19 protein-coding genes are annotated in these 26,324 nt (G+C 58.7%); 10 read left to right on the top strand and 9 right to left on the bottom strand.

Features of this window, described 5'->3' with window-relative positions; genetic code table 11:
• The first annotated feature begins 404 nt into the window (after positions 1 to 404).
• Positions 405 to 1,694, top strand: coding sequence for a hypothetical protein (locus AACT07_RS00810; protein WP_139123721.1), 1,290 nt, complete (start codon positions 405 to 407; stop codon positions 1,692 to 1,694).
• Positions 1,695 to 1,872: 178 nt separating this feature from the next.
• On the opposite strand, the gene AACT07_RS00805 is transcribed toward AACT07_RS00810, so the two are convergent.
• From AACT07_RS00805 to AACT07_RS00795, 3 genes are all read right to left on the bottom strand, one after another.
• Entirely contained in the window at positions 1,873 to 4,248 is a 2,376-nt protein-coding gene (locus AACT07_RS00805; RefSeq protein WP_069526309.1) for a YgiQ family radical SAM protein, read from the bottom strand.
• A gap of 173 nt (positions 4,249 to 4,421) precedes the next feature.
• Positions 4,422 to 7,538 carry an efflux RND transporter permease subunit gene (locus AACT07_RS00800; RefSeq protein WP_069526308.1) on the bottom strand — a complete coding sequence of 1,039 codons (3,117 nt, stop codon included), beginning with the start codon at positions 7,536 to 7,538 and terminating at the stop codon, positions 4,422 to 4,424.
• A complete protein-coding gene (locus AACT07_RS00795; RefSeq protein WP_069526307.1) occupies positions 7,538 to 8,587 on the bottom strand; it encodes an efflux RND transporter periplasmic adaptor subunit in 1,050 nt (349 codons plus the stop codon). Before AACT07_RS00795 ends, AACT07_RS00800 begins: the two co-directional genes overlap by 1 nt.
• Positions 8,588 to 8,784: 197 nt before the next feature.
• Here AACT07_RS00795 and AACT07_RS00790 point away from each other — a divergent pair, with 197 nt between their 5' ends.
• Both AACT07_RS00790 and AACT07_RS00785 read left to right on the top strand, forming a co-directional pair.
• Complete coding sequence (locus AACT07_RS00790) at positions 8,785 to 10,323, top strand: sensor domain-containing diguanylate cyclase (RefSeq protein WP_069526306.1); 1,539 nt, start codon at positions 8,785 to 8,787, stop codon at positions 10,321 to 10,323.
• A gap of 45 nt (positions 10,324 to 10,368) precedes the next feature.
• Positions 10,369 to 11,244 carry a patatin-like phospholipase family protein gene (locus AACT07_RS00785; protein WP_058057806.1) on the top strand — a complete coding sequence of 292 codons (876 nt, stop codon included), beginning with the start codon at positions 10,369 to 10,371 and terminating at the stop codon, positions 11,242 to 11,244.
• Between the two features lie 69 nt (positions 11,245 to 11,313).
• On the opposite strand, the gene AACT07_RS00780 is transcribed toward AACT07_RS00785, so the two are convergent.
• Together AACT07_RS00780 and AACT07_RS00775 are read right to left on the bottom strand one after the other, a co-directional pair.
• The gene (locus AACT07_RS00780; protein WP_005338365.1) at positions 11,314 to 12,654 is read right to left on the bottom strand and encodes an APC family permease; all 1,341 of its coding nucleotides are present in this window, start codon (positions 12,652 to 12,654) and stop codon (positions 11,314 to 11,316) included.
• 198 nt (positions 12,655 to 12,852) lie between these two features.
• Positions 12,853 to 13,119, bottom strand: a complete 267-nt coding sequence (locus tag AACT07_RS00775) for a helix-turn-helix domain-containing protein (RefSeq protein WP_005338367.1) — start codon at positions 13,117 to 13,119, stop codon at positions 12,853 to 12,855.
• A gap of 258 nt (positions 13,120 to 13,377) precedes the next feature.
• On the opposite strand from AACT07_RS00775, the gene AACT07_RS00770 reads away from it, so the two are divergent.
• The 3 genes from AACT07_RS00770 (at position 13,378) to ompA (AACT07_RS00760) (ending at position 16,608) form a co-directional block, all read left to right on the top strand.
• The gene (locus AACT07_RS00770; protein WP_069526305.1) at positions 13,378 to 13,974 is read left to right on the top strand and encodes a hypothetical protein; all 597 of its coding nucleotides are present in this window, start codon (positions 13,378 to 13,380) and stop codon (positions 13,972 to 13,974) included.
• A gap of 308 nt (positions 13,975 to 14,282) precedes the next feature.
• Complete coding sequence (gene ompA / locus AACT07_RS00765) at positions 14,283 to 15,302, top strand: porin OmpA (RefSeq protein ID WP_013723997.1); 1,020 nt, start codon at positions 14,283 to 14,285, stop codon at positions 15,300 to 15,302.
• A gap of 307 nt (positions 15,303 to 15,609) precedes the next feature.
• Positions 15,610 to 16,608, top strand: coding sequence for a porin OmpA (ompA, locus tag AACT07_RS00760; RefSeq protein WP_069526304.1), 999 nt, complete (start codon positions 15,610 to 15,612; stop codon positions 16,606 to 16,608).
• Positions 16,609 to 16,705: 97 nt separating this feature from the next.
• Here ompA (AACT07_RS00760) and AACT07_RS00755 read toward each other — a convergent pair whose 3' ends face one another.
• Both AACT07_RS00755 and AACT07_RS00750 read right to left on the bottom strand, forming a co-directional pair.
• Positions 16,706 to 18,400: an NAD-dependent malic enzyme gene (locus tag AACT07_RS00755; protein WP_021229121.1), complete on the bottom strand. Its 1,695-nt coding sequence runs from the start codon at positions 18,398 to 18,400 to the stop codon at positions 16,706 to 16,708.
• Positions 18,401 to 18,469: 69 nt separating this feature from the next.
• Positions 18,470 to 19,327 (bottom strand): helix-turn-helix transcriptional regulator, encoded by an 858-nt coding sequence (locus tag AACT07_RS00750; protein ID WP_069526303.1) that lies wholly within the window; start codon positions 19,325 to 19,327, stop codon positions 18,470 to 18,472.
• 120 nt (positions 19,328 to 19,447) lie between these two features.
• Between AACT07_RS00750 and AACT07_RS00745 the strand changes: the two genes are divergently transcribed.
• On the top strand, positions 19,448 to 20,827 hold the full coding sequence (locus tag AACT07_RS00745; RefSeq protein WP_069526302.1) for an MATE family efflux transporter: 1,380 nt from the start codon (positions 19,448 to 19,450) through the stop codon (positions 20,825 to 20,827).
• Between the two features lie 123 nt (positions 20,828 to 20,950).
• Positions 20,951 to 21,199, top strand: coding sequence for a YciN family protein (locus AACT07_RS00740; protein ID WP_005338382.1), 249 nt, complete (start codon positions 20,951 to 20,953; stop codon positions 21,197 to 21,199).
• A gap of 33 nt (positions 21,200 to 21,232) precedes the next feature.
• Here the strand turns inward: AACT07_RS00740 and AACT07_RS00735 are convergent, their stop codons facing one another.
• On the bottom strand, positions 21,233 to 22,354 hold the full coding sequence (locus AACT07_RS00735) for a GGDEF domain-containing protein (protein WP_069526301.1): 1,122 nt from the start codon (positions 22,352 to 22,354) through the stop codon (positions 21,233 to 21,235).
• Between the two features lie 246 nt (positions 22,355 to 22,600).
• Here AACT07_RS00735 and AACT07_RS00730 point away from each other — a divergent pair, with 246 nt between their 5' ends.
• Complete coding sequence (locus AACT07_RS00730; RefSeq protein ID WP_040066712.1) at positions 22,601 to 23,998, top strand: nucleobase:cation symporter-2 family protein; 1,398 nt, start codon at positions 22,601 to 22,603, stop codon at positions 23,996 to 23,998.
• Positions 23,999 to 24,100: 102 nt separating this feature from the next.
• Positions 24,101 to 24,817 carry a lipoyl protein ligase domain-containing protein gene (locus AACT07_RS00725; protein WP_069526300.1) on the top strand — a complete coding sequence of 239 codons (717 nt, stop codon included), beginning with the start codon at positions 24,101 to 24,103 and terminating at the stop codon, positions 24,815 to 24,817.
• Between the two features lie 115 nt (positions 24,818 to 24,932).
• Here AACT07_RS00725 and AACT07_RS00720 read toward each other — a convergent pair whose 3' ends face one another.
• Positions 24,933 to 26,309 carry an alanine/glycine:cation symporter family protein gene (locus tag AACT07_RS00720; RefSeq protein ID WP_069526299.1) on the bottom strand — a complete coding sequence of 459 codons (1,377 nt, stop codon included), beginning with the start codon at positions 26,307 to 26,309 and terminating at the stop codon, positions 24,933 to 24,935.
• Positions 26,310 to 26,324 lie beyond the last annotated feature (15 nt).

Raw genomic sequence — 26,324 nt, 5'->3', positions numbered from 1 at the left:
AGCCGCCTTCAGGCTCCATTTGATAATCAAGCTCATAAAACGATTAATTTCTGATAGTTAGGTCACTTTAAGTCTCGCCTCGGCAGTTTCGTTTGGCTTACCATAGCCATCCAGAACCTGTTGAACCGCGATGGGTTACTGCCAACGCAGGTCAAGGGAGCATATTGGAAGCTGTCATCCACGGGCGGTAGCGTGGAATTTGGTGACGTTACACCTCATACAGAAAGGTGGGTGTCCCAATTTTTTAGGCTTCCTCCTAAACGGTGAGTGTCCCAGATTTAGTTGAATTACGCTTTGCTCAGAAAGCGTGGCTGTCCCAAATTTCGCCTCCCAGATTTTGCCAGATTTTTTTGGACAAGAATTGAACAGGGCTTGTTATTTCGCAAAACAAATATGGAGAGCATATGTTGCTAAGTAGAGTAGAGGGTGAATACCTTCCATCGTCATTTATGATTAAAATAAAGACATTTGATGACATTTCAAACTTTGAATGTGAAATGACATCAACATTTATTCATGAATACATCCATTTTTTACAAGATCTAACGCTACCATATTGCGTAAGAGAGAACCTAGTACATTTGTCAACTTTTTTTGACCGTTTGGATATGGCCAAAAAAGATAAAAAAATAACAATCCCACAAAACAATTCAATTGATGGGTTAGAGCTAACAACACTTCAAACAGAAATGACATGGGGCAGCTTACATCAAATAATAAAAGCACCAGAAATAATATCTATCACCCAGAAATCTAAACCTATACCTGAACATGAATTTACACTTCATAGCTATGAATTGAATTTTGAAAATGGTGTGAAATATCATTTTGGAGCTCGAGATATTCTTGAGTACATTGCGTATAAAATCGAAAAACAACACTACCCGGATGAAGATACACTAGCCGACTTCCCTTATCACTCTGTAGATTTAGTTATAAATCACTATAATTTAAACAGCCTTAGCAATATAAAAAGAATGGCATTAGCTGAGTATTGCCTTATAAATGACAATCCAGCTAATATGTTGATAAATATTCTTAAGTCATTCCTTGACAATAGCAGCATTGATAGCAAACTACTGACCCTTAAAGATCAAGAATTTATTGCAATGCTCGGTAGGCGAAATTACAAGTCAGCAGGTAGACCCTTTGAAACAATAAAAGAAAAATTAAATCGTCGCCATAAAGAATTATCTCTTCTTTTACAACAACGATATCCCAAAGATACATTCCCAGACATCCATGACTGGCTTGTGAAAACCATTGGATATGTGGAAAGTCAATTATCTGGGGTTTTTATTTTTTCACATTTATATGGAACCACGACAGACAACTTTAATAGCAGAATGCTGGAGATAATCTCTTCAATTGGCATACCTATAATAATGAACTCACAAGGCCAAATAGTCTCATACTTAAGCGATAAATATAAAAAAGAACCATTCATACAATTATTATTAGCTTATGACTTCACATCATATTTAGAGCAGAGTGACCCACAATGTCCACTTTGCAGCTACTGTGAACTTGAACATGTTGAAAATATGACTCATGATTGTATTGATGCTCCATTTCGCCGTGCACATCAAGACGAATTATGTCCGTTTGGAAAATTTATAAAATCACACAACATACATGATCTTCCATGGTATGCTGATGGCAGATTAATTACTTCGACCTCTTCACCTTGGTGATTCACATTTATACACACAAAATGAAAACATTTAATAATCATGTAAAAGGCTGCAAAGCATTTATATAATTAGATGTAAAAACTAATAAATTACAGAAAGCAATAATTACGGTAATACATACTTAAAGGCGACCATCCGGTCGCCTTTTTACTTCTATCGTTTTGCTAATCAGCAAATGTCACCGAGCCGGTCGCTTGGCACCATTGCCTTTAGCCGCTGGCTTGCCGCCTTGAGCAGTGGGTTTGGCACCCGGCTTGGCAGAGCCTGCGCGGGTCGGCGTCTTGCCCTTATGGGCGGGTTTGACAGTCGGTTTGCTCTTACCCGCATTCTGGCCCGCACTCTTGCCTTCGCCCTGTGCGGCCGGTTTGCCATTAGCCGCGCCATTGTGCAGCTGGGAACCCATCGGCTTGCCGCCCGTCGGCTTGTTGCCTGTGCCATTGCCGCGCTGGTGACTGATGTTGCTATGACGAGTCAGGGCCGGTTTCAACCCCTTGCCGCTGGCGGCGCGCTCGTTGCGCCGCTCATTCCTACCTTCTGGCGGCACCAGACAGCCGGGGCCACTGCCAATCAGGTGGCCCTTGCCCATGGCGAGCAGGGCTTCGCGGATCATCGGCCAGCCTGCGGGGTCGTGGTAGCGCAGCAGCGCCTTGTGCAGGCGGCGACGGCGCTCGCCCTTGGCGACAAACACATCGCCACCGGTGCGGCTTACCTTGTTTAACGGGTTTTTCTCCGTGTAATACATGGTGGTGGCGTTGGCGAGCGGCGACGGATAGAAGTTCTGAACCTGATCGAGCTTGAAGCGGTTCTCTTTGACCCAGAGCGCCAGATTGATCATGTCTTCATCGGTGGTGCCCGGGTGGGCAGAGATAAAGTAGGGGATCAGGTACTGCTGCTTGCCCGCCTCTTTGGAATATTTGTCGAACAGCTCCTTGAACTGGTAGTAGCTGCCCATGCCCGGCTTCATCATCTTGGAGAGGGGCCCCTCCTCGGTATGTTCCGGCGCGATCTTGAGGTAGCCGCCGACGTGGTACTTGGCCAGCTCCTTGATATAGCGGGGATCTTCGACCGCGATGTCGTAACGCACGCCGGAGGCGATGAGGATCTTCTTGATCCCCTTGAGGTCGCGCGCCTTGCGATAGAGGTTGATGGTCGGGCTGTGGTCGGTGTCCATGTGCGGGCAGATGGTGGGCCAGACACAGGAGGCGCGACGGCAGGTCTGCTCAGCCTTGGGGCTCTTGCAGCGCAACTTGTACATGTTGGCGGTGGGGCCGCCGAGATCCGAGATGACGCCGGTAAAGCCCGGCACCTTGTCGCGGATATCCTCGATCTCTTTGAGGATCGACTCTTCCGAGCGGCTCTGGATGATGCGCCCTTCGTGCTCGGTGATGGAGCAGAAGGAGCAGCCGCCAAAGCAGCCGCGCATGATGTTGACCGAGGTCTTGATCATCTCGAAGGCGGGGATCTTCTCGTTGCCATAGGCCGGGTGCGGCACCCGCTGGTAGGGCAGGCCGAAGACGCCGTCCATCTCCTCGGTTTCCAGCGGGAAGGCGGGCGGGTTGACCCAGACGATGCGATCGCCGTGAGCCTGCGACAGGGCGCGGGCACAGCCGGGGTTGGTCTCGTGGTGCAGAATGCGCGAGGCGTGGGCGTAGAGCACCTTGTCCTCTTTCACCCGCTCGAACGCCGGCAGCTTCACATAGGTTTTTTCCCACGGCTTGGGCTTGGGCGGCTGCACCAGCACGGGTTGGGCTTCCTGCGCGGCAGGGGCCGATTCGGTGGCGTCCTCAGTGCATGGTGCCCCTTCCATATAGGGGTTCATGATGGGATCGATGCGGCCAATCTGGTCGAGCTTGCTCGAATCCACCCCTTTCCAGCCCGGCAGCGGCTCCTTGCGGATAACGGCAGTGCCGCGAATATCCTGCATGGTGTCGATGGTCTCCCCCGCTGCGATGCGGTGTGCCACTTCCACCAGCGGCCGCTCGGCGTTGCCGTAGATCAGGATATCGGCCTTGGCATCGAGCAGGATGGAGCGGCGGATGGTCTCGGACCAGTAGTCGTAGTGGGCGATACGGCGCAGGGAAGCCTCGATGCCGCCGATAACGACGGGGACCTCCTTGAAGGCCTCCTTGCAGCGCTGGGTATAGACCAGGGTGGCGCGATCCGGCCGCTTGCCGCCCACATCCCCCGGGGTGTAGGCGTCGTCGTGGCGCAGCTTTTTGTCGGAGGTGTAGCGGTTGATCATGGAGTCCATGTTGCCCGCGGTGACCCCGAAGAAGAGGTTCGGTTTGCCCAGACGCATAAAGTCATCCTTCGATGACCAGTCCGGCTGGGCGATGATGCCGACCCGAAAACCCTGCGCCTCCAGCATGCGGCCGATGACCGCCATGCCGAAGCTCGGGTGATCCACATAGGCATCCCCCGTCACCAGAATGACATCGCAGCTGTCCCAACCGAGCTTGTCCATCTCTTTGCGGGACATGGGCAGGAAGGGCGCCGTGCCGTAGCACTCGGCCCAATAGCGGGGATAGGAGAAAAGGTTGGGTACCGGCTGCATTTTGAACACCTGGAAAAATTCGGGTCGCGCATTATACCGGTTGCGGCCAAGGGGAGCGATGGCTTTTTGTCCCTATAGATCCCGCGGAATAGGCCGCCGCCCGCAATAGCAAGGGCGCCCGCAGGCGCCCTTGTGATGATGAGGCTGATAACTGGCCCCCGTCAGGATTGAGGTCAGGGCGCCGGAGGGTGCGACTCCCCTGCCCCCTTGGCGGCCAGCGCTTCGTCTACCTGCTGATCCCGCGATCCTGTCATGCCAGCGTGACGGGCGATCAGATGGTAGATGGCGGGCACCACCAGCAGGGTAACCAGGGTCGCCAACGACAATCCGAAGAAGACCACGGTTCCCACCGCCATCCGGCTCTCGTAGCCCGCCCCCATGGAGAGCATCAGCGGCACCGCGCCGATAATGGCGGTGAGCGAAGTCATCAGGATCGGGCGCAAGCGGCGCACCGAGCCTGCGATGATCGCCTCCTCGAACCCTTCCCCCCGCTGGCGCAGCTGGTTGATGAACTCGACGATGAGGATGCCGTTCTTGGTCACCATGCCGATCAGCATGATCATCCCGATCTGGCTGTAGATGCTCATCTCCTGCCCCGTCAGCCAGAGGCCTAGCAGGCCACCGAAGATGCCGAGTGGCACAGTCACCATCACCACCGCCGGGGTCAGGGTGCTCTCGAACTGGGCCACCAGCACCAGATAGACCACCAGCAGGGCGAGGCCAAAGACCAGCACCATCTCCCCCTGATTGTCGCGGTAATCCTTGGAATCACCGGCGTAATCCACCGTCATGCCGGTGGGCAGGTTGGCGTTGGCCCAGCCATCGAGGAAATCGAGGGCCTCACCCAGGGTGTGATCCGGGTGCACATCGGCGGTCAGGGTGATCGCCTTTTGCCGCTGGTAGTGGTTGAGGCGGTTGGCAGTCGCCACCTGCTTGACGGTCGCCAGAGTCGAGAGACTGACCATCTCGCCATTGGCGGCTTTTAGATAGATGCGGCCGAGATCCGAGATGCCGTTGAACTCGGTCTGGTTGCCGCGCAGGTAGACGTCATACTCCTCGCCCCTGTCCACATAGGTGGTCTTGCTCGCCCCGCCCAGCAGGGTCTGCAAGCTGTTGGCCACGGTGGAGACCGGAATGCCAAGCTGGCTGGCGCTATCGCGATTGATGGTCACCTGCAGCTCGGGGGTCTTCTCGGCATAGTCGAGATCCGGGCTCAGCATCAGGCCGCTGCCCTGCGCCGCCTGTTGCAGCGCCAACCCTTGCTGGTAGAGCTCGGCATAGTCGTTACCCTGCAGCACGAACTGCACCGGCGCGGTGGAGCCCCCCCGGAAACCGGGCTGGAAGGTGCGGATCATCACATCGGGAATACCGGAGAGCTTGGCACCCAGCGAGCGGGAGAACTCGGTGGCGGTGACGTCGCGCTCGGCCCAGTCGGTGAGCTGGATGATCACCATGCCGGTCTGATCGCCACCACGGCCAAAGGCGGGGGTACTGAAGCTCAGCGCCTGCACCACCCCTTTGCCCAGCATCGGCATGATGGCGGACTCCACCTGCTGCATGTTGCGCTTCATCCGCTCGATGCTGGTCCCCTCTGCCCCCTTGACGAAGACATAGATGACGCCGCGATCCTCGGTCGGGGTCAGGCTGGTCGGCAGCTGGGTAAAGAGGGCACCGATACCGGCGAGACAGAGCAGCAGCACCAGCGGCGTCCAGCGGGAGCGACGCAGCACCCACGCCAGCAGGTGGCGATAGTGCCCCTCCAGCCAGCCGAGCCCGCGATCGAGCCCGGCGGTAAGCCGGTTCGGTTTATCCAGCGGGCGCATCAGCCAGGAGCCCATGGCCGGGGTCAGGGTCAGCGCCACCAGCGAGGAGCAGAGCACCGCCAAAGAGAGCAGGATCGCAAACTCGGTAAAGAGCCGGCCCACCATGCCATCCATAAAGGCGATGGGAATAAAGACCATCACCAGCACCGCGGTGGTGGCGATGACCGCAAAGCCCACCTCGCGGGTGCCGTGCCAGGCCGCCAGCAGGGGCGGTTCACCCCGCTGCAGATGGTGGTGAATGTTCTCCACCACCACGATGGCATCGTCCACCACCAGACCGATGGCGAGAATAAGCGCCAGCAAGGTGATGAGGTTGATGGAAAAACCGAGATACCAGGCGCCGATAAAGGCGGAAATCAGCGACACAGGTACCGTGATGGCCGGGATCAGGGTGGTGCGCCCCTGACCGAGGAACAGGTAGAGCACCGCCACCACCAGCACGGCGCAAATGGCCAGGGTTTCATATACCTCGTCGATGGCCTGCTTGATAAAGATGGTGGAGTCGTAATCGACCTCCAGCTTGGCCCCCTCCGGCAGGAAGCGCTGCATCTCCACCAGCTTCTTCTCCACCCCCTGCGCCACCGCCAGCGGGTTGGCGGTGGACTGGGCGACGATGCCGATACCCAGACTCTCTTTGCCGTTGCGCTGATAGGCGCTGTCTTCGTTCTTGGCTCCCACCTCCACATCGGCGATATCGGCCAGATAGACGCTCTGGCCGTTGTCGGCTGTGGTGACTTGCAGTTGCTGGAAATCTTCCGCTGTGTGATAGAGACGGGCGATCTGCACCGCCATGGTCATGGAGTTGTTGCGGATCTCGCCACCCGGCAGCTCGATGTTCTCCCGCTTGAGGGCATCTTCCACATCGCTCACCGTGATGCCACGGGCGGCCATGTCGGCCGGGCGCAGCCGCACATACATCACCTGGGTGAGATCGCCGGAGAGCGCCACTTCGCTCACACCGTCCACCAGACTCAGGGGGTCGACCAGCACGCGGTTGGCGTAGTCGGTCATGGCGGTGCGATCCATCTGGCTGCTGCTGAAGTTGAGCCAGATCGCCACATCGCCGTTGCCGCTATCCTTGGTCACCAGCGGCTCGTCCACATCATCGGGCAGCCGGGGCCGGGCGCGGGAGAGGGCATCGCGCACATCGGAGATCCCCTCCACCATGTTCCAGCCGAGCTTGAACTCGACGGTGATCATCGAGCGCCCCTTGCGAGTCATGGAGTTGATGTTCTTGATGCCGCTGATGCCGGAGAGCTGATCCTCGATGGGCTTGGTGACCTGGCTCTCCATCACCGAGGGGGCCGCCCCTTCATAGGTGGTGGTGATGGAGACCGAGGGGATCTGCACATCGGGCATCTCCCGCACCGTCAATTTGCTGAAGGCGACCAGACCAAACACGGTGAGCAGGGCGCTGAGCACCACCGCCACCAGCGGGCGGCGTACTGAGATATCGGAGAGCCACATCAGCCGTTCACCTCGGCCAGATCACGCACCTGCACCCCATCACGCAGATTGACCAGCCCCTCGACCACGATGCGATCGCCGACCTTGAGCCCCTCGGTGACCCAGACGGTCTCCCCTTCGGTTTCGCCGAGCACTACAGGCACCCGCTTGACCCGGCCATCGGCCTCGAGACGGTAAACAAAACGCTGCTCACCGGCGTACTCCACCGACTGGGCAGGGATCAGGGTGAGCTGCTGGGCAGGCAGTGCCAGCTCCACATTGAGCAGCATGCCCGGACGCAACTGGCCGTTGCCATTGGGGATCATCACCCGCGCCTTGATGTTCTGGGTATCGTTGGAAATGCGGCTGTCGAGGGTGGTCAGGGTGCCGCTGAAGTGCTGATCCGGCCAGGCGGTACTGGTGGCGGTGACCGCCATGCCCGGCCGCAGCAGGGAGAGGTAACGCTCCGGCACCGCCAGATCGAGGCGCAATTTGTCCAGTTCATCCAGATGCAGCAGGGTATCGCCGCTGTTGACCAGCGCCCCTTCACTCAAGTCAATCAGGCTCACGGTGCCAGCAAAGGGCGCCTGCAAGGTGCGCAGGGAGAGCTCGTAGCGGGCGGCATCGAGGCGTGCCTGCACCTGAGCCACGGTGGCCTCCTGCCCCTCCAGCTCGGATTGGGTCACGGCGCCACGGGCCACCAGCTTGCGCATATCCCCCAGCTTGCGGTTCTCGTCGCGCAGACTGGCGCTCTGCTCGGCCAGCTCCGCCTGCTGCTTGCCCGCATCCAGCGCGATCAGGGTCTCCCCCTTCGCCACGCTCTGACCCGACTGCACCGCAATCTTGACGATGCGGCCGGTCACTTCGGGGCTGATGATGACGGAGCGATTGGCTGCCAGCTTGCCCACCAGCTTGAGGGTCGGCTCGGCCAGACTCTGCTTGACGGTTTGAGTGCGGATATTGACCTGTCTGGTCGGTGCTTTGGCGGCGGGTTCGCTGTGACGCAGCGCCCAGACGCCGGCAACCACGATTAGAAGAAGGCCCAAGCCGAGCCAGATACGCATTTTCATCGAACAGTCCATGAAGAGTGAGAGGGTAAATCCAGATTGGGGCCATTTTAGCCCCAGACTATGCCGTGACTATGTATAAATGTGACAAAACGTAACAAGAGCGGGGTAAGCTCACTCTGTTTCAGGTCGCGCCGTTTGTTTTCACGCCACATCGCATACACTAACGACAATTTCCTTCGCAACCCGACTGACTGCCTATGCCCAAAACGTCTGACCCCCGCTTTCTCACACGCCTGACCTGGCTCCTGTTCGCCGTGGTCATCCTGCTGATTGGTCTGACCTTGCGGCAAAGCCTGAAACAGATAGAACGCCTCTACCAGAGCGATACCCTCAACAGCGCCATCTACCTGCGGGATCGGTTCAAACAGACCGAAGTGTTTCTGGAGGCGATGCGCGGACAGGCCGAAGAGCGACTGCGCAGCGACCCCCAGTCGGTGCTCACCCGCCAGCTCTATGGCTATATCGAGGCGCTGCCAGAGGGGCTGGCCCTCGACAAACTCCCTGCCGATTTACCGGCCGGACTGGCGGGCAACCTCACCGGTGACGGGCCGCTGCCGCCTCCCGGCAGTGCGCGGGAGGCGCAACTTCATTTGGCCCTGAGCCTCTCCCCCTTGCTGGCCACCGCCAGCCAGCGCCTGGGCAGCGAGATCGCCTGGGCCTACTTCACCGGCGTGGACAACTTTATCTACCTCTATCCCTGGATCCCCTCCAGCCAGTTTCGTTTTGTCCGCAGCATCTATGACAAGCACTACTGGCAGGATGCGCTGATGTCACCCAACCCCAGCCGGGACACCATTCTCTCCCGCCCCTACGAAGACTTCGCCGGACTGGGCACCATGGTCACCATGTCCCAGCCTCTCTACAAAGACGGCTCGCTGGTAGGGATGATCAGTATGGATATCCTGCTCTCCCGCTTGCAATCGCAGCTCAATCAGCTGGCGCCAACGCTGGGTGAGTATCTGCTGCTCAATCAGTACCATCAGGTGCTGGCCAGCAGTACCCCGCAGCCAGAGATCCCCCGGGATCTTGCTCCCACAGCACACTACCAGTGGCAAGAGGGGGCATTGCAACTGACTCTTGCAGTCCCCGATACCCCGTTGCGGCTAGTTCACAGTGTCACTCTGCTGCCACTGGCATGGGCCCTTGCCTGCCAGTCCGCACCGACCCTGCTTGCCATCCTCTTTATGCTGCTGGCCGCCCTCTCCAACCTGAGATCCCATCGCCTCAACGAGCGGCTCAATTACCTCTCCTGCCACGATGCCCTCACCGGTGCCTTCAACCGCCACTATCTGGTGCTGCTGGAACAGACGGGCGATCTGGCCCGGCTGCAAGCGGGGATCCTGATGTTCGATGCGGATCACTTCAAACGGGTCAATGACAACTTCGGCCATGCCGTCGGCGATATGGTGCTGATCCGGCTGGTGCAGCTCTGCCAGCAGCAGCTTAGACCCACTGATCGCCTGATCCGCTGGGGGGGTGAAGAGTTTCTGCTGCTGATTGGCCGCAGTGACGCCGCACAGATCGGCGAGCTGGCGGAGCGGCTGAGAAAAGCGGTGGCGGATCACGACTGGGCCACCATCGAGCCCGGGCTGGAGGTCACCATCAGCCTCGGCTATCTGCCCCACCAGGAGAACCTTCCCCTGCACGAAGCGGTACGCCGCGCCGATGTGGCGCTCTATCAGGCCAAGGCTAACGGTCGCAACCGCAGCGAAAGATGGCAGGGTGACGCCTCCTGACTCTCGGAGTAAGCTGAGCCCTCAACCCCTTTTTGGAGGATTGTCGTGCCACGTAAACCCCGCGTAGGGCTCGCTCTCGGGAGCGGCGCCGCCAGAGGATGGGCCCATATCGGCGTCATCCGCGCCCTTGAACGTCTCGGCATCAAACCGGATTTGATCGCAGGCTGCTCCATCGGCAGCTTTGTCGGTGCCGCCTATGCCGCCGGTGAACTGGATCGGCTGGAAACCTGGGTGCGCGGCTTTACCCGCCTGCAGGTGGTCAGCCTGCTCGACCCGGCCCTCTCCGGCGGTCTGTTTCGCGGCGAAAAGGTATTTGGCCTTGCCGCCAGCCATCTGGGGGATCCCGATCTCGAGAATCTGCCCATCCCCTTCGCCTGCATCGCCACCGAACTCGATACCGGCCGCGAAATCTGGCTGCAACAGGGCCCGCTGCGTCAGTCGGTGCGCGCCTCCTGCGGCATGCCGGGGATCCTCACCCCGACCCGGATCAACGACCGCTGGCTGGTCGATGGCGCCGTGGTCAATCCGGTGCCCATCTCGCTGGCCCGCGCCATGGGGGCCGAGGTGGTGATTGCGGTCAACCTCAACACCGATATGCACCAACCCTGGACCGACGAGCCGGATCAACCCGGCAGCGGCGGTCTGCTCAGCCAGTGGCTCAATCGCGGTGAAACCGCGCCAGCCACCCCGGGTCTGTGGAGCGTGATGAGTGGCTCCATCAACATCATGCAGGAGCGGATCACCCGCGCCCGGATGGCCGGTGACCCGCCGGAGATCCAGCTCTGCCCGCGCCTTGGCAGCTTCTCCATCATGGATTTTCATCGCGCCAGCGATGCCATCAACGAGGGGGAAGCCTGTGTCGAGCGCAATCTCGATCAGCTCAAGGATGAACTGGGCCGCCTCGGGTTGCTGGGCAGTTAGTTGTCGACATGCTGCGGTTTACACATGAAAAAAGCGCCATCCGGCGCTTTTTTCAACTCACTTACCCGGTCACTCCTTACGGTAGAAGAGCAACCCGAGCAGAATCACCCCCACAGAGACCAGCAGATAGAGTCCCAGACTGGGATTGGTGATACCACCATACAGAATGATGAGCGCGCCCAAAGTGGCGCAGGTCGGGATCACAAACCGCTTTATCCAGCCCAACTCGGTAAAGGTGCGCATGTACCAGACATAGAGGAACAGATAGAGGCCATAAATCAGCACGATCGGCATCTCGTCCAGGGCGATGTAACGACCGAATGTCTCGTTGATGCTGCAGTACCACAGCACTGAGTAGATCACCGACAACAGCGCTGCCGCGAGGGCCGAGTTGATTGGCATGTGGTGATGCGGTTCGATACGGCTCATCCACTTGGGGGCAGGACCCTGATTGCGGATCGCCAGCGAGTAGGGAATGCGCATGGTCGCCAACACCAGACCATTGAGAGTTCCGAGGCAGGAGATAATCACGAACACGGTCAAAATGGTCGAGGCAGTCCCGCCAAACAGGCTGGTTGTCGCGAGATTTACCGCGTTATCCCCTTGCGCCACTATCTCGTCCGTCGGCAAGACGCTGGCGATCCCCAGAAAATAGGTGACATAGACCACAAAGACTATCAGGGTGCCAATCACCAGCGCTCTGGGCAGATTCTTCTTGGAATCGCGAATTTCGCTGTTGATGGTCACAGCGGCAATCCACCCCTCATAAGCGAAGGCGGTAGCAACCACGGCCGTGGCCAGAGTGCCTCCGGTGCTTCCTATCCCATCCATTGCCTGCACAAAGTTGGTCACGGTGACACCATTGAGCAAGCCTGAAATGGTGCCCACAATGGCAACCAGGATCAGCGGGATCAACTTGATCAGGGTAGAGCCCACTTGCAGCTTGCCCGCCAGGACCGGGGTGTAGAAGTTGATCAGATAGGTGACCGTCATATAGACAGCCGCCAGTATCCAGGTCGCACCAGAGTTGGTCGGATTATCACTACCGAGCAAGATCATGGTGTACAGAGCAGCGACCCAGGCAAGGATGGCGGAAAGAGGGGCGTAATAGAGTACGCCTTTAAACCACCCCACCAGATAACCAAACATTTTGCCGTATGCCGCTTCGGCATAATCGACGATACCGTTGGACTTTTCGATCCGCTGGGCAAACTCGGCAAACACCAGCGCGCCGAAGATCATCGAAAATGCCCCCAGCGCCCATGCCAGCAGCGCAATGGCCAGATTACCGCCAGTCAGACGCAGTACATCATCGGCCTTGAAGAAGACACCGGAGCCGATCACCACGCCGACCACCATCGCAATGGCAGTCATCAGGCCATAGCGTTTATCCAACTCATTACTGCTCATACCCATACTCCATACGATTGCTCATATCATCCTGAATGTAATAGTGTTCAGGTGGCCAGATACCACCAGGGGCCCACTTTTCGGGGCCGCTTATTCTCGTTGGCCTGCATGGATAATTCAAAGCGTGTTAGATCAAAATATCGATCGGCAACCCAAAAAAATACCGCCCGAAGGCGGCATTTCTATTCACATCGATGATCACGCCTTGGCGAGGTCATCCGGGCCAATCTGGCCGATTTCGGCGACTTTCTTGTCTGCCAGCAGCCAGAGGGTGAACTTGTGCAGATCCGGGTGGTGCGCCAGGGCAACCAGGAAGGCGCCCCCAACTTCACGGTAACCCAGCTCGTAGTTTTTCAGCGTGGTGGGAGGAACACCCAGCAAATCTGCAAACTTCGGACGGCTCAAACCGACCGCTTCACGGATCTGACGGATCTTCTTGCCAACAGTGACGATATTTGAATTCATAATGTTCCATACTCCGTTTGGCGGATTTACTCCGCCTTTTATTTTTCGCGACGACTCGTAGTCAAGTGTATCAGTTTTGTTCGGACTCGTTATGGTCGAGCCTCTATCTTATGAGCGCCTTTCGGCGACAACCCTTGCCTTCAAGGGGGGATGGTAATCGCTCAGCCGCCTCAGGTAAACAGTCTCGAAAAGAAACCTTTATTGTGGCCCCCCCAATAACTCGTATAATCCGCCGGATACCCATTAAGAGGAATAAGTATGGCGTTTCCCGGCATTATCTCTCGCCTGCACCCCGTATCCAGCACAGAAGAACTGGCACAACAGCGCCTGCAAGGTGAACAATATCGCGCCGAAGCATTCTGGCTTCCGGCCTTGATGTCCAGCCACGCCAGCGAACTGCTGGCCGCCCTGCCGGAGAGCTGCAGTCTATTTCTTGAACAGGCATGCCCGGACCTGGCCCTGCGCAGCCACGACGGCACCTTGCATAACAATGAGCAGCTCATCACGGTAAACGGTCAGGCAATTGCTCTGGCAACCACTCAAGGTGATGGTGGTCTGGTGCCCGAATCGGGCATGTGCGAGATGGCCGACTGGCTGGAGGCGGGACACCGCCACTTCATCTGTTCAGCTGCGGTTCAGCCTGTGGCTCGCGCCATCCTCAACATCTGGCCCCTTGACCCCTATCTGGCCCGACATTTCTTGATGACATTTACCCCCCTGCTGCAGAGCGCAACCCAGGCAGATTACCTCGCGGTCTTTGCCGCCAGAGCGAATCCTGCCAGCCCGCATAGCGACTGGGTTAAGGCTTATATGAAGCTGGAGAAGAAACTGCACAGGGCCTATCTGGATCACTAATTAATCAAAATAAACAGCCAGTTAAGGGCACGACACAATTTGCCACAAGGCTCATTTGTGAGCTTGATCATGTTTTAAAATCGGCATAGAGTGCGCCTCGTCATCGGAATGACATCAGTTGCCTGGCAGTGGTTTCTCACGCATTGCGTGCCATGCCAGCGCACTCGACACACCAGGAGAGTGTGCAACCCGGTTATACCGGGTCATCTGCCAGACTCGACGCCAGCCGTACGGCGGAGCCTGCAGCTTACATAAATTACAAAGTGTGAAGCACGTGAATAACGTGCGATCTCAACGAGGATTTTTTTATGATGAAAATGGCTCCTTCCATGATCGCCATCGCCATGGCTGCTCTGGGTGCTACCGCTGCTCACGCCGCTGACGACATCTACTTCGGTGCCGGTGTCGGTGCTACTCACTTCAACGGCCTGAACAAGCTGGAAAGCACCAATGTAGGCCAGGAAGACGCGGCGGCTGCCAACGCCTTCATGGGTTACAACTTCACCGAGAACTTCGGTACCGAACTGGGCTACCAGTACACCGGTCGTGGCAACACCGACGGCAACCGTTACGAGAGCCAGGGCGCCACCCTGTCCGGTATCGCCCGTATGCCGGTTGGCAACGACTTCTCCCTGTTCGCTGAAGGCGGCGCCTACTGGGGTCACACCGATGGTCTGGGTACCAGCGACACTAAAGTTTCCCCGCTGGCCGGTGCTGGTGTGACTTACAAGGTAAATGACGCGCTGGATCTGCAAGCTCGCTACCGCTACATGTGGGACGTGGCTGACCTGCACGCCAACGGTGAGCGTTACAAAGCCAACCAGAGCATCGCTACTCTGGAAGCGGTATACCACCCGTTCCGTACTTCCTACGTAGCTCCGGTAGCTGCTCCGGTAGTTGAAGAAGCGCCGGCTCCTGCTCCGCAAGTGGTAGAGAAGAACTTCGCCCTGAACTCAGACGTGCTGTTTGCCTTCGGCAAAGACACCCTGAAGCCGGAAGGCGTTGCAGCCCTGAACGGTCTGTATCAGCAAATCGTTGAGTTCCAGCCGAAAGATGGCAACGCTGTTGTTGTTGGTTACACCGACCGTATCGGTTCCGACGCTTACAACCAGAAGCTGTCTGAAGCCCGTGCCCGTACCGTTGCCAACTTCCTGGTAAGCAAAGGTATGGCCGCCAGTAAAGTGGCCATCGAAGGTCGTGGCGAAGCCAATCCGGTTACCGGCACCAAGTGCAACGGCGTAACCGCTAAAGCTCAACTGATCTCCTGCCTGGCTCCGGATCGTCGCGTAGAAGTTCGCGTATCTGGCGTACAAGAAGTTCAGCAATAATCTGACCTCGTTCAGATAGTGCGAAAAAAAGGGATGCTGCGGCATCCCTTTTTGTTTGTCTCGTTTTCGCTTGCATCCCTCACTCCCGCCTCCCTGCCCTTGCCTGCCCCGTCTCGAAAGCATAAAGTAGTTGCGCCTGTAAGGTATTGGATAAGCACTAAAAAGCGCTTCTTGTCCGGTCTGTTGTCCATGACGCCAATGCATCATGAGAGTCCAAAGCCTTCGCTATCCACTTTGCTGGCGATTTTTCGCAGCAATAAAAACAAGTGCATTGCCCGACATGGGCTAACACAACGAGGATAAACCGATGAAACTCAAAATGGCTCCTACCCTGATTGCACTGGCGCTCGCCGCCGCAGGTACCACAGCTCAGGCTGCCGATGACTGGTACACCGGTGTTGGTGCAGGTTGGGCTTATGCCCACGGTCTGGATGATTTTGGCAAAGACACTGACAAAGACGCCACTGCGCTGAGCCTGTTCGGCGGTTACAACTTCAACGACTACTACGCAGCTGAACTGGGCTACCTCTACGCCGGTAAAGCGGGCGTGGACGGTGCCGATTTCAAAACCCAGGGTGCCACCCTCTCCGGTATCGCCCGCCTGCCGCTGGGCGACATCTTCTCGGTGTTTGCTGAAGGTGGTGCCTACTTCAATCACGTCAACGGCAATGGCAACAGCGACAACGGCACTGCACCGCTGGCGGGTCTGGGTCTGACTGCCAAGCTCTCCGACCTTATCGATGTGCAGGCACGCTACCGCTATCTGTGGAATCTGGGTGACGAGCAGAAAACCTGGGAGAGCGACATGAGCATCGCGACCCTGGAGCTGGTGATGCACCCGAACCGCACCTCTTATGTTGCCCCGGTTGCCGCCCCTGCGCCTGAGCCGGTTCCCGAGCCGGTACTGGTCGACAAGAACTTCGCCCTGAGCTCTGACGTGCTATTTGCCTTTGGCAAATCCACCCTCAAGCCAGAAGGTGTCGCAGCGCTGAACACCCTGTATCAGCAGATCGTTGATGTTCAGCCGAAAGATGGCAGCGCCGTGGTCGTCGGTTACACCGACCGTATCGGTTCTGATGCCTACAACCTGAAACTCTCCGAAGCGCGTGCCCGTACCGTAGCCGACTTCCTGGTTGGCAAAGGTCTGCCGGCTGGCAAAGTTGCCATCGAAGGTCGCGGTGAAGCCAATCCGGTCACCGGTACCCAGTGCAACAGCGTCAAAGGCAAGGCTCAGCTGATCTCCTGCCTGGCACCGGATCGCCGCGTAGAAGTACGCGTCACTGGCGTGCAGCAAGTGACCCAGTAACCACATCTGACAACACCAAGGGGATGAAGCTGCATCCCCTCAGGATGCAAAAAGGGATGCCGAGGCATCCCTTTTGCTTTGCCACTTCCCGCAGAAATCAGAACGAGGTGCGGCGGTAGCGGCGATATTCCGGATGCCAGAAGTTTGCCTCGATAGCCTGATCGATCACCTCGTCCGGGGTCTGCACCGCCTTGCCCTGCAGCATGGCGGTCTTGGCCACCATCTTGGCGATGTAGCGGGAGACCTGATGGATATCCGCCAGATCTGGCAGCAGGGAGCCCTCCTCCCCTTTTACCAGCGGCGAGCACTCCGCCAGCGCGCGACTGGCCGACATCAGCATGGCGTCAGTCACCCGGGTGGCGCCGGAGGCGATAACGCCAAGGCCGATCCCCGGGAAGATGAAGGAGTTGTTGCACTGGGCGATGACGTAGCGCTTACCCTTGTGCTCCACCGGTGCAAACGGACTGCCGGTGGCCACCAGCGCCTGACCGTCGGTCCAGCGGATAAGGTCTGCCGGCGTCGCCTCGACCCGTGAGGTAGGGTTGGAGAGCGGGAAGATGATGGGACGGGCACAGTGCTTGTGCATGGTCTTGACCACCTCTTCGGTAAACAGCCCCGGCTGGCCGGAGACCCCGATCAGGATGTCCGGGCGACCATGCTCCATCACCTCCAGCAGGGAGATGTTGTCACCCACCGGCCAGTCGGCGATGCGCTCCACCGGTTGGGAGAGACGGCGCTGGAAGTCGAGCTGGTTGGGGATCTTGTCGGTGATAAGACCAAAGCGGTCCACCATAAATACCCGGCTGCGGGCCTGGGCATCGGTCAGCCCTTCGGCCTTCATCTGCGCCACGATCTGCTCGGCAATGCCGCAACCGGCGCTGCCCGCCCCGAGGAAGGCAACCCGCTTCTCGGAGAGCTTGGCGCCGGAGGCCTTGCAGGCGGCGATGAGGCTGCCCAGGGTCACGGCAGCAGTACCCTGAATATCGTCGTTGAAGCAGCAGAGCTCGTTCTTGTAGCGGTTGAGCAGTGGCATGGCGTTGTTCTGGGCGAAATCCTCAAACTGCAGCAGGATATCGGGCCAGCGGCGCTTGACCGCCTGAATGAAGGCATCGACAAACTCGGCGTACTCATCCCCCGAGATACGCGGATTGCGCCACCCCATATAGAAGGGGTCATTCAGCAGTTGCTGGTTGTTGGTGCCCACATCCAGCACCACCGGCAGGCAGTAGGCGGGCGAAATGCCGCCACAGGCGGTGTAGAGGGAGAGCTTGCCGATGGGAATGCCCATGCCGCCGATCCCCTGATCACCCAGACCCAGGATCCGCTCACCATCGGTCACCACGATCACCTTGACGTTCTGCTTGGTGGCGTTTTGCAGCATGTCATCGATCCTGTCCTTGTCCGGATAGGAGATAAACAGGCCACGGGCGCGACGATAGATGTTGGAGAACTCCTCGCACGCCTTGCCCACCGTCGGGGTGTAGATGATGGGCAGCATCTCGGTCAGGTGGTTGTGCAGCAGACGGTAGAAGAGCGTCTCGTTGGTATCCTGGATGTTGCGCAGGTAGATGTGCTTGTCCATGTCGTTGCCAAACGCCATGAACTGGCGATAGGCGCGCTCGGCCTGCTCTTCGATGGTCTCGATATTCTGGGGCAACAGACCTTCGAGGTTGAAGTTGCTGCGCTCTTCGCTGGTGAAGGCGCTGCCCTTGTTGAGCAAAGGGGTCTCCAGCAGGGCGGGACCGGCGTAGGGAATGTAGAGAGGACGTTTCTGGTTATTATCTTCAAACATGGATCTTGGTACCTAAACGGTTAGCTAGACGCAGGGACCCGCCGATCCTAGGGGCTTGTCTCATTAATTTCAAAGAGTTTGCACATCCGTTGCAAAAGGTTTGCGACCCAGTCGACGAAAGGCGCCGGGGGTCTGACCAGTCAGACGACGAAAGCGGTTGGCAAAGTTGGCCCCATCGCTGTAACCGACCCGGGCCGCCAGCTCGCCAAGTGGCCAGTTGGTATAGAGCAGCAGCTGGCGCGCCTTGTTCATTCTGAGCTCGGTCACCCTCGCCATCGGCCCCATACCGAACGCTTGCTGACAAAGCCGGTGCAGATGGGGTACAGAGCAAGCCATCTGTCGGGCCAGCAGGGCGACACTCCAGGGTTCGTCCAGGCGCGCCTCCACCCGGCGAAACAGTGCCTGCAACCTGAGTTCAGGGGTACCGCGCACCTCCCCTTGCAGGGTGCGCTCCAGCAGCGCCAGCAACAGGCTGAGCAGTTGAGGTTGCAGCGAAGAGCGAACCCCTTCCCCCTGCATCAGGTTGAGCAGATGGTAGAGCTGATCGCCGCCATCCCCTTGCCAGATACGGTGACCAAGGCGATGCAGGTGCTGCCAGCGCGGCACGTCATCGAGCAAAATCCAGCTGATCTGCCAGCTTTCGCCAATCAGCTTGAGACCGCCAGGCACGGCGGCGGGCAGGAAAATCAGCGATCCGGCCGGAATGGCTTGCTCACCCTCGTCGGTAAGCAGCGCGCCACCCTCATCGTGACTCACCATCAGGATGTGAAACTCGGGGCGATTGCGACGGATGAGGTAGTGATCACGCACCCGGGAGAGGCCGGTCAGGAAGATCCCCGCCTCGCCGAGCAGGGGCAGCCCTTCACGTCCCAGCATCTGCTCTTCACAGGCTGGCGCTATCTCCAGACACTCGCTGGCAAATGGCATAACACCTCAACAGGATAGTTTTACACAAGAAAATCGAGAGCTACTCACAGTGAGAAGAGCCTCATCAGCCCCTATCATACCCCTGACAAACCTTGCTTTTCTCATACCCGGTTAACAACTATGAATTATTGGCAAGCGATTTTAAAACAAACCACCGATCGCGAGTTCATGACCCGATTGTGGCGGCTGGCCCTGCCTGTCTCGCTGCAATCCATGATGTTCTCCCTGCTCGGCCTCATCGATATCATGATGGTGAGCCAGCTTGGCACCACGGCTGTGGCGGCGGTCGGCTTGGGTAACCGGGTCTTCTTTTTCAATCTGCTGGTGATAGCGGGCCTCGCGGGCGGGGTCTCGGTATTGGCAGCACAATACTTCGGGCGCGGGGAGATGGCCGGGGTACGCCGCTCCCTGGCGCTGGCCATAGTGGGCGCCCTGCTGGTCACCCTGCCCTTTGCCTTCATCTATGTGTTATCACCGGGCAGCGTACTCGGTTTTGCCAGTCAGGATCCGGCGCTGCGGGCACTGGCAGATCAATTCCTGATGATCACCGGCGCCACCATCCTCTGTACCGCCATCGTGGTGCCGCTGGAATCAGCCCTGCGCTCGGTCGGCAATGCCGCTGCGCCGACCCGCATCGGCATTATCGCCATCATCGCCAACGTCATCCTCAACTACGCCCTCATCTTCGGTCACTTCGGCTTCGAGGCGATGGGGGTGGCCGGCTCGGCCTGGGGCACCACCATTTCCCGACTGCTGCAGACAGCCCTGCTGCTGCTCTACGTAAAGCGTTATGAGGCACGCCTGATCCCGCGCGCACCAGACTGGCTGGCCGCCTTCAAGCGCAAGGAGGTGGTGCGCTTTACCCTGATCGCCCTGCCGCTGCTGTTCCACGACGGCCTCTGGGCATTCGGCATGCTGATTTACGGCTTTCTTTACGCCCATCTTGGCACCGATTCGCTGGCCATCATGACCACACTCGGCACCCTGGAGAGCATCCTGATCTCCCTCTTCTTCGGACTGGCGGTGGCCTGCTCCACCCTGCTCGGCCACCGGCTCGGGGCCGAGGAGTACGAGATTGCCTGGCAGCACTCCCAGCTGTTCCTGCTGCTGGCACCGATTGGCGCGCTGCTGGTGGGGATCATCGTCTGGCTGCTGCAAGCCAACCTGCTGCAGTGGGTCGGCAACCTGCCCCCCGAGCTGATGACGGAGGCGGGACAGGTGCTCGGCATCATGTACCTCGGGATGCTGCTCAAGGTGTTCAACATGGTGGGGATCATCGGAGTGCTGCGCTCTGGCGGCGATGTGAACTACAGCATCTTCATCGATATTGTCGGCATGTGGTGCATCGGCATCCCGCTCGCCTGGGTGGCGGTCACGCTGCTCGGCTGGCCCCTCTCCTGGGTGGTGGCGGTGGTCTTGCTTGAGGAGCTTAGCAAGGTGCTGCTGGTGCAGCGCCGTATTCGCCAGCGCTGCTGGTTGAAGAATCTGGTGATCGGATAAACAGCCACAAATCGGGGTCATATCAATGACAGAAAAACCCTGTTTGCAGTATGCTGGGCGCCTCTTCAATCAGAGACAGGGATCCACGGTTTCCCTGTCCAGTAGTCGTTTAAGGAGACGAGCATGCAACCACAGAAAGAGCTGATCACCGAGACGGCCCTGCTTGAGATGGCCAACAAGATCATCAAAGAGCATGAAGACTTCATCCACGGTATGCGCGCCGATTCGGTGGAGCAGAAGGGGGATATTCTGGTGTTCAAGGGGGAGTATTTCCTGGCCGAAGATGGTACCCCAACCGGCAAGACCATGGCGGTCTTCAACATGTTCAAGCTGCTGGCCCAGCAGCTCTCCGGCAAGTACAAGCTGGCCTGATCTCGCTAGCTCATTGCCAACAGGATGCCGCCCTCAGGCGGCATCTGTTTTTGCGCGGTTCTGCCCCTCGACCACTACGCAGTTGCGTCCCGCCATCTTGGCCTGATAGAGGCACTCGTCGGCACGGTTGATCAGAATATCGATGGTGTCATCGGCACGAGCCATGGCAATCCCGATACTCACCGTCACCTCCAGCAATTCGTCCGAGGTGGGACTCTTCACCAGCCGCGCCTCGACGGCAATGCGCAGCCGCTCGGCCATTTTGCTCACCAGCGCCGGATCGGCGCAGTTGTGCATCAGGATGGCAAACTCTTCGCCGCCATAACGCCCCAGCACCATGTCAGGCTCCAGCTGCTCGCCCAGGGTGGTAGCCACCTCCTTGAGCACCGCATCCCCCGCCAGATGGCCGTAGATATCGTTGATCCGCTTGAAGCGATCGAGATCCAGCAGCATCACCGCAAAGGACTTCTTCTTGAGTTGCAGCCGGATTCTGGCCTGCTCCAGCTGCTTCATCAGCAGGCGGCGGTTCATCATGCCGGTCAGCTCATCGGTGGTCGATTCCCGATAGAGCCGCAGCAGCATGTTGAGTTGGCCGCACTGCACCCAGCAACTGGCCATGGTAAACATGCCGAGCACCCACACCTGATTCAGGGTGGCCTGACTCCAGATGCTCTGCCCCACCAGCAGCCAGTGACCCAGCAGCATAGTCACCAGCACCACACCAGCCAGTTGCAAGCCGAGGGAGAGAGGGATGGGGAAGATGGCAAACAGGGTGATCAGCAGATAGGGAAAGGCAGCATAGCCCGCCTGCAACTCCTGTCCGGCGCCAAAGCTGTTCAGGCAGAAGAGGGAGAAGAGCATCATCACGGCCATCAGGTAGCCAAGGGCCAGCTTCATCCGTTCCCGCTTGAAGTGGATGAGGTACGAGAGCGGAATAAGTGGCGAGAGCGCCAGGGTGCAGAAGATCCTGGCCTGGAATAGCTGCTCGAAATGAACGGCGGGCAAGGTCAACCAATCCACCACGGCCCAGGCGGGCAATCCGAGCATCAGCAAGCAGGTCAGCAGGCGCAAACGCACCGTCATAAAGCCCATGCGAGTACGAGTAAAGTCTTCGGAGTGAACCCTCGCACTCCAGAACTCTGACAACTTGAGCATCCAGAGTCTCCACGATGAATACTGAGGGCTCATTCTACACCTACAAAGTGGTAAAATTGTCATTAGCGGGGAGAATAAAAAGGAGAGGTCGGTCACACAAACCGACAGATGATAATCGCAGCGCGCAAACGTTTCAACCCATCAAAAAATAAACCTTTTTTTGCATAATTAGCGCTGGTCAGCCTCATTTCAATCACTACAATAGCGCCCAATTTTCTCCCCCTCCCCACACAATTCGAGGTACTTATGGAACAGGCTGCTGTCACACGCGCCAATCGAGAGGCACATCCACCCAGGCGAGCCCATAGCGAACTGGTCTATGGCATAGAGGATGTCCCACCTCTGCCCCAGACGCTGTTCGCCGCCCTGCAGCATATGCTCGCCATGTTTGTCGCCATCATTACCCCGCCCCTGATTATCGCCAATGCCCTCGGCCTCCCTGCCGCCGACACCCGTTATATCGTCTCCATGTCGCTGGTCATGTCCGGCATCGCCTCCTTCATTCAAACCCGCCGCTTCGGCCCCATCGGTTCCGGCCTGCTCTCGGTGCAAGGTACCAGCTTCAACTTCCTCGGCCCCATCATCGCCTCCGGTCTCGCACTCAAACAGGCCGCCATGCCCACCGAGGATCTGTTGGGCACATTGTTTGGCACCATGATGGTTGCCGCACTCACTATCGTGGTGATGAGCCGCTTCCTCCATCTGGTGAAACGGATCATCACCCCGCTGGTCACCGGTATAGTGGTGCTGCTGATCGGTCTGACCCTGATCAAAGTGGGCCTGATCAGCATGGGCGGCGGCTATGCAGCCCTCTCTGATGGCAGCTTCGCCAGTCACACCAACCTCTTCCTCTCCCTGCTGGTGCTCGGCCTTATCGTGTTGCTGCAACGCAGTCGCAACCCCTGGTTGCGCCTCTCCGCCATCATGATCGCCATGCTGGCGGGCTATGCAGTGGCCCTGCTGCTGGGCAAAGTGAGCGCCCCCACCTTCGACGGCCCGCTAGTGATGGTGCCCATTCCGCTTCACTACGGTCTCGGCTTTGACTGGCAGCTGTTCGTGCCGCTCGCCATCATCTTCGTGGTGACGGCGCTCGAAGCGATCGGCGACATGACCGCCACCTCGGACATCTCCGGCGAGCCACTGGAAGGGCCTGTCTATATGGAGCGTATCAAAGGCGGCGTGCTGGCTGATGGCGCCAACTCCATGCTGGCGGCGGTGTTCTCCACCTTCCCCATGTCCACCTTCGCCCAGAATAACGGCGTCATTCAGCTGACCGGCGTCGCCAGCCGTCACGTCGGTCTCTTTATCGCCGCCATGCTGGCCCTGCTCGGCCTGTTCCCGGCTGTCGCGAGTCTGGTGCAACAGATCCCCGAGCCCGTGCTGGGCGGAGCGACCATCGTCATGTTTGGCACCATCGCCGCCGCCGGGGTGCGCATCATTGCCCGCGAGGAGCTGGATCGCCGCGCCCTGATGATCCTGGCAGTGTCGCTGGCCATGGGGCTGGGGGTCGCGCAGGTGCCGGAAGTGCTGCAACACCTGCCGGAGCTGGCCAAGAGCGTGCTCTCCTACGGCGTCGCCACCGGTGGCATTACCGCCATCGTGCTCAACCTGCTGCTGCCCAAGCGCGAAGCGCGCCACTCCTGAGACGTAATCAACCGATAGCAGACTCAAGCCCCGCACTGCGGGGCTTTACCTTGCCAGTCGCCACGGGTAGTGTGCTGGGCAGCCTTTTTTGAGGATGCCGCCATGCCCTATCGCCTGCTCTCTCCCCTCCCCGATACCGCTTCACCCGCACAGATACTGGCACAAGAGCAGCACTGGCTGCGCGACTGCGCCCATGACGGTCAGCCCCGCGCTCACCTCTGGCAGGCCCCCCAATGCCTGATTGTCACTCGCAAGGATACTCGCCTCCCCCATTACGAAGCCGCCTGCCAGCAACTTGCAGCTGAAGGCTGGCCGGTACATGTGCGCGACAGCGGCGGCACCGCCGTGCCCCACGGGGCGGGGATCCTCAACCTATCCCTGCTGCTGCCCCGCACCACCACAGATCTCGCCCACTACTACCGGCTGCTGGGGGCGCCGCTGCTGACCCTGTTGGCGGAGTACGGCCTTGAGGGAAGCTATGACTTCGTGCCCGGCTCCTTTTGCGATGGTCAGTACAATCTGGTGATCGGGGGACGCAAGATCACCGGCACTGCCCAGCGCTGGCTGGCACCGGGGCAGGATCACCAGGGCGCCGTGCTGGCACAAGCCATGCTGCTGGTGGCGGGTGATGTGGATGAGGGAACCAGAATGGCGAGCCGCTTCTACGAGCTGGCGGGCGGCGAACTGCGTTTTATGGCGAGAACCTCCACCACGCTGGCAAGCTGCATCGATTGGCGCGGTAGCGATCAGGCACTGGTGGAGAAAGTGCGAGCACGTCTGGATAGCCTGCTGAGCAAGGGGCTATCCCCCTCATCCTGATCTTATCCCGAAGGGAGAGGGAAAGTCCCCGTCCATAGACACTGCGCACAAAAAAAGCCACGACCGGAGTCGTGGCTTGTTCTTTTCAATGGGAACGTGAAACGGGCTGAGGCGTTCAGGCCGTCTGCGGCTCCGGCTCGGCTTCGCTATCCAGATCCCGGCTAAAGTAGGCGCGGGTCTCGGCGATCACCACATGGCGCAGGCCAATCAGGCCGATGAGGTTGGGCACCGCCATCAGGCCGTTAACGATATCGGCCAGCAGCCAAATCATATCCAGATGGAGGAAGGCGCCGCTCGCCACCAGCGCCAGATAGACCAGACGATAGGGCTTGATCGCCTTAACCCCGAACAGGTATTCGGTGCAGCGCTCGCCGTAGTAGTTCCAGCCAAGGATGGTGGTAAAGGCGAAGAACAGCAGGCCAATGCTCACCAGATACTGGCCAACATGGGCATCGAGCCCCTGGGCAAAGGCCAGACTGGTCATGGCCGCACCGCTTGCATCGCCGCTCCACACGCCGGTCACCACCAGGGTCAGGCCGGTCATGGTGCAGATGATGATGGTGTCGATGAAGGTACCTGTCATGGAGACCAGCCCCTGCTCCACGCAGGAATCGGTCTTGGCCGCCGCCGCCGCGATGGGTGCAGAGCCCAGACCTGACTCGTTGGAGAAAACCCCGCGCGCCACCCCGGACTGAATGGCCAGCATGATGCTGGCACCGACGAAGCCGCCGGTCGCCGCATGGCCGGTGAAGGCACTCTCGATAACCAGCATGACGGCATCGGGCAAGGCGCTGGCGTTGTTCACCAGCACACCCAGACAGGCGACGATGTAGAAGATGGCCATGAAGGGCACCACCTTGCTCGACACGCTGGAGATGGACTTGATCCCCCCCAGGGTCACCAGCGCCACGATCAGGGTCAGCACCACGGCGGTCGCCTCACGGGGCACCGAGAAGGAGAGGCTCATGGCGTCTGAGATAGCATTGACCTGCGGGAAGGTACCGATGCCGAAGAAGGCGACGCCGATGCCGAACAGGGCAAACAGCTTGGCGAGCGACTTGGAACCGAGCCCCTTCTCCAGATAGTACATGGGGCCGCCAGCCATCTGGCCGTTGGCATCCTGCTCGCGATATTTCACCGCCAGCAGACACTCGGCGTACTTGGTGGCCATGCCGAACAGCGCCGCCATCCACATCCAGAACAGGGCACCGGGGCCGCCGAGCTTGATGGCGGTAGCCACCCCGACGATGTTGCCGGTACCGATGGTGGCAGAGAGAGCGGTACAGAGGGCGCCGAAGCTGGAGACATCCCCCTGCTTGCCCTGCCCCTGATCGCGACCAAAGACCAGCCGCAGAGCGAGCGGCAAGCGCACCACCTGAAGCAGACCCAGACGCAGGGTGAGATAGATACCGGTCCCGACCAGCAGGATCAGCAGGGGTGGACCCCAGATAAAACTATCGATGGCGGTTAACGCCGATTGAATTGATGACATGCATCCTCCTTAAGA

Origin of the sequence: Aeromonas sp. ANP5 (genome assembly GCF_963870295.1) — a bacterium.
GTDB lineage: Bacteria > Pseudomonadota > Gammaproteobacteria > Enterobacterales > Aeromonadaceae > Aeromonas > Aeromonas veronii.
This window is presented reverse-complemented; position numbering and strand designations above follow the sequence as displayed.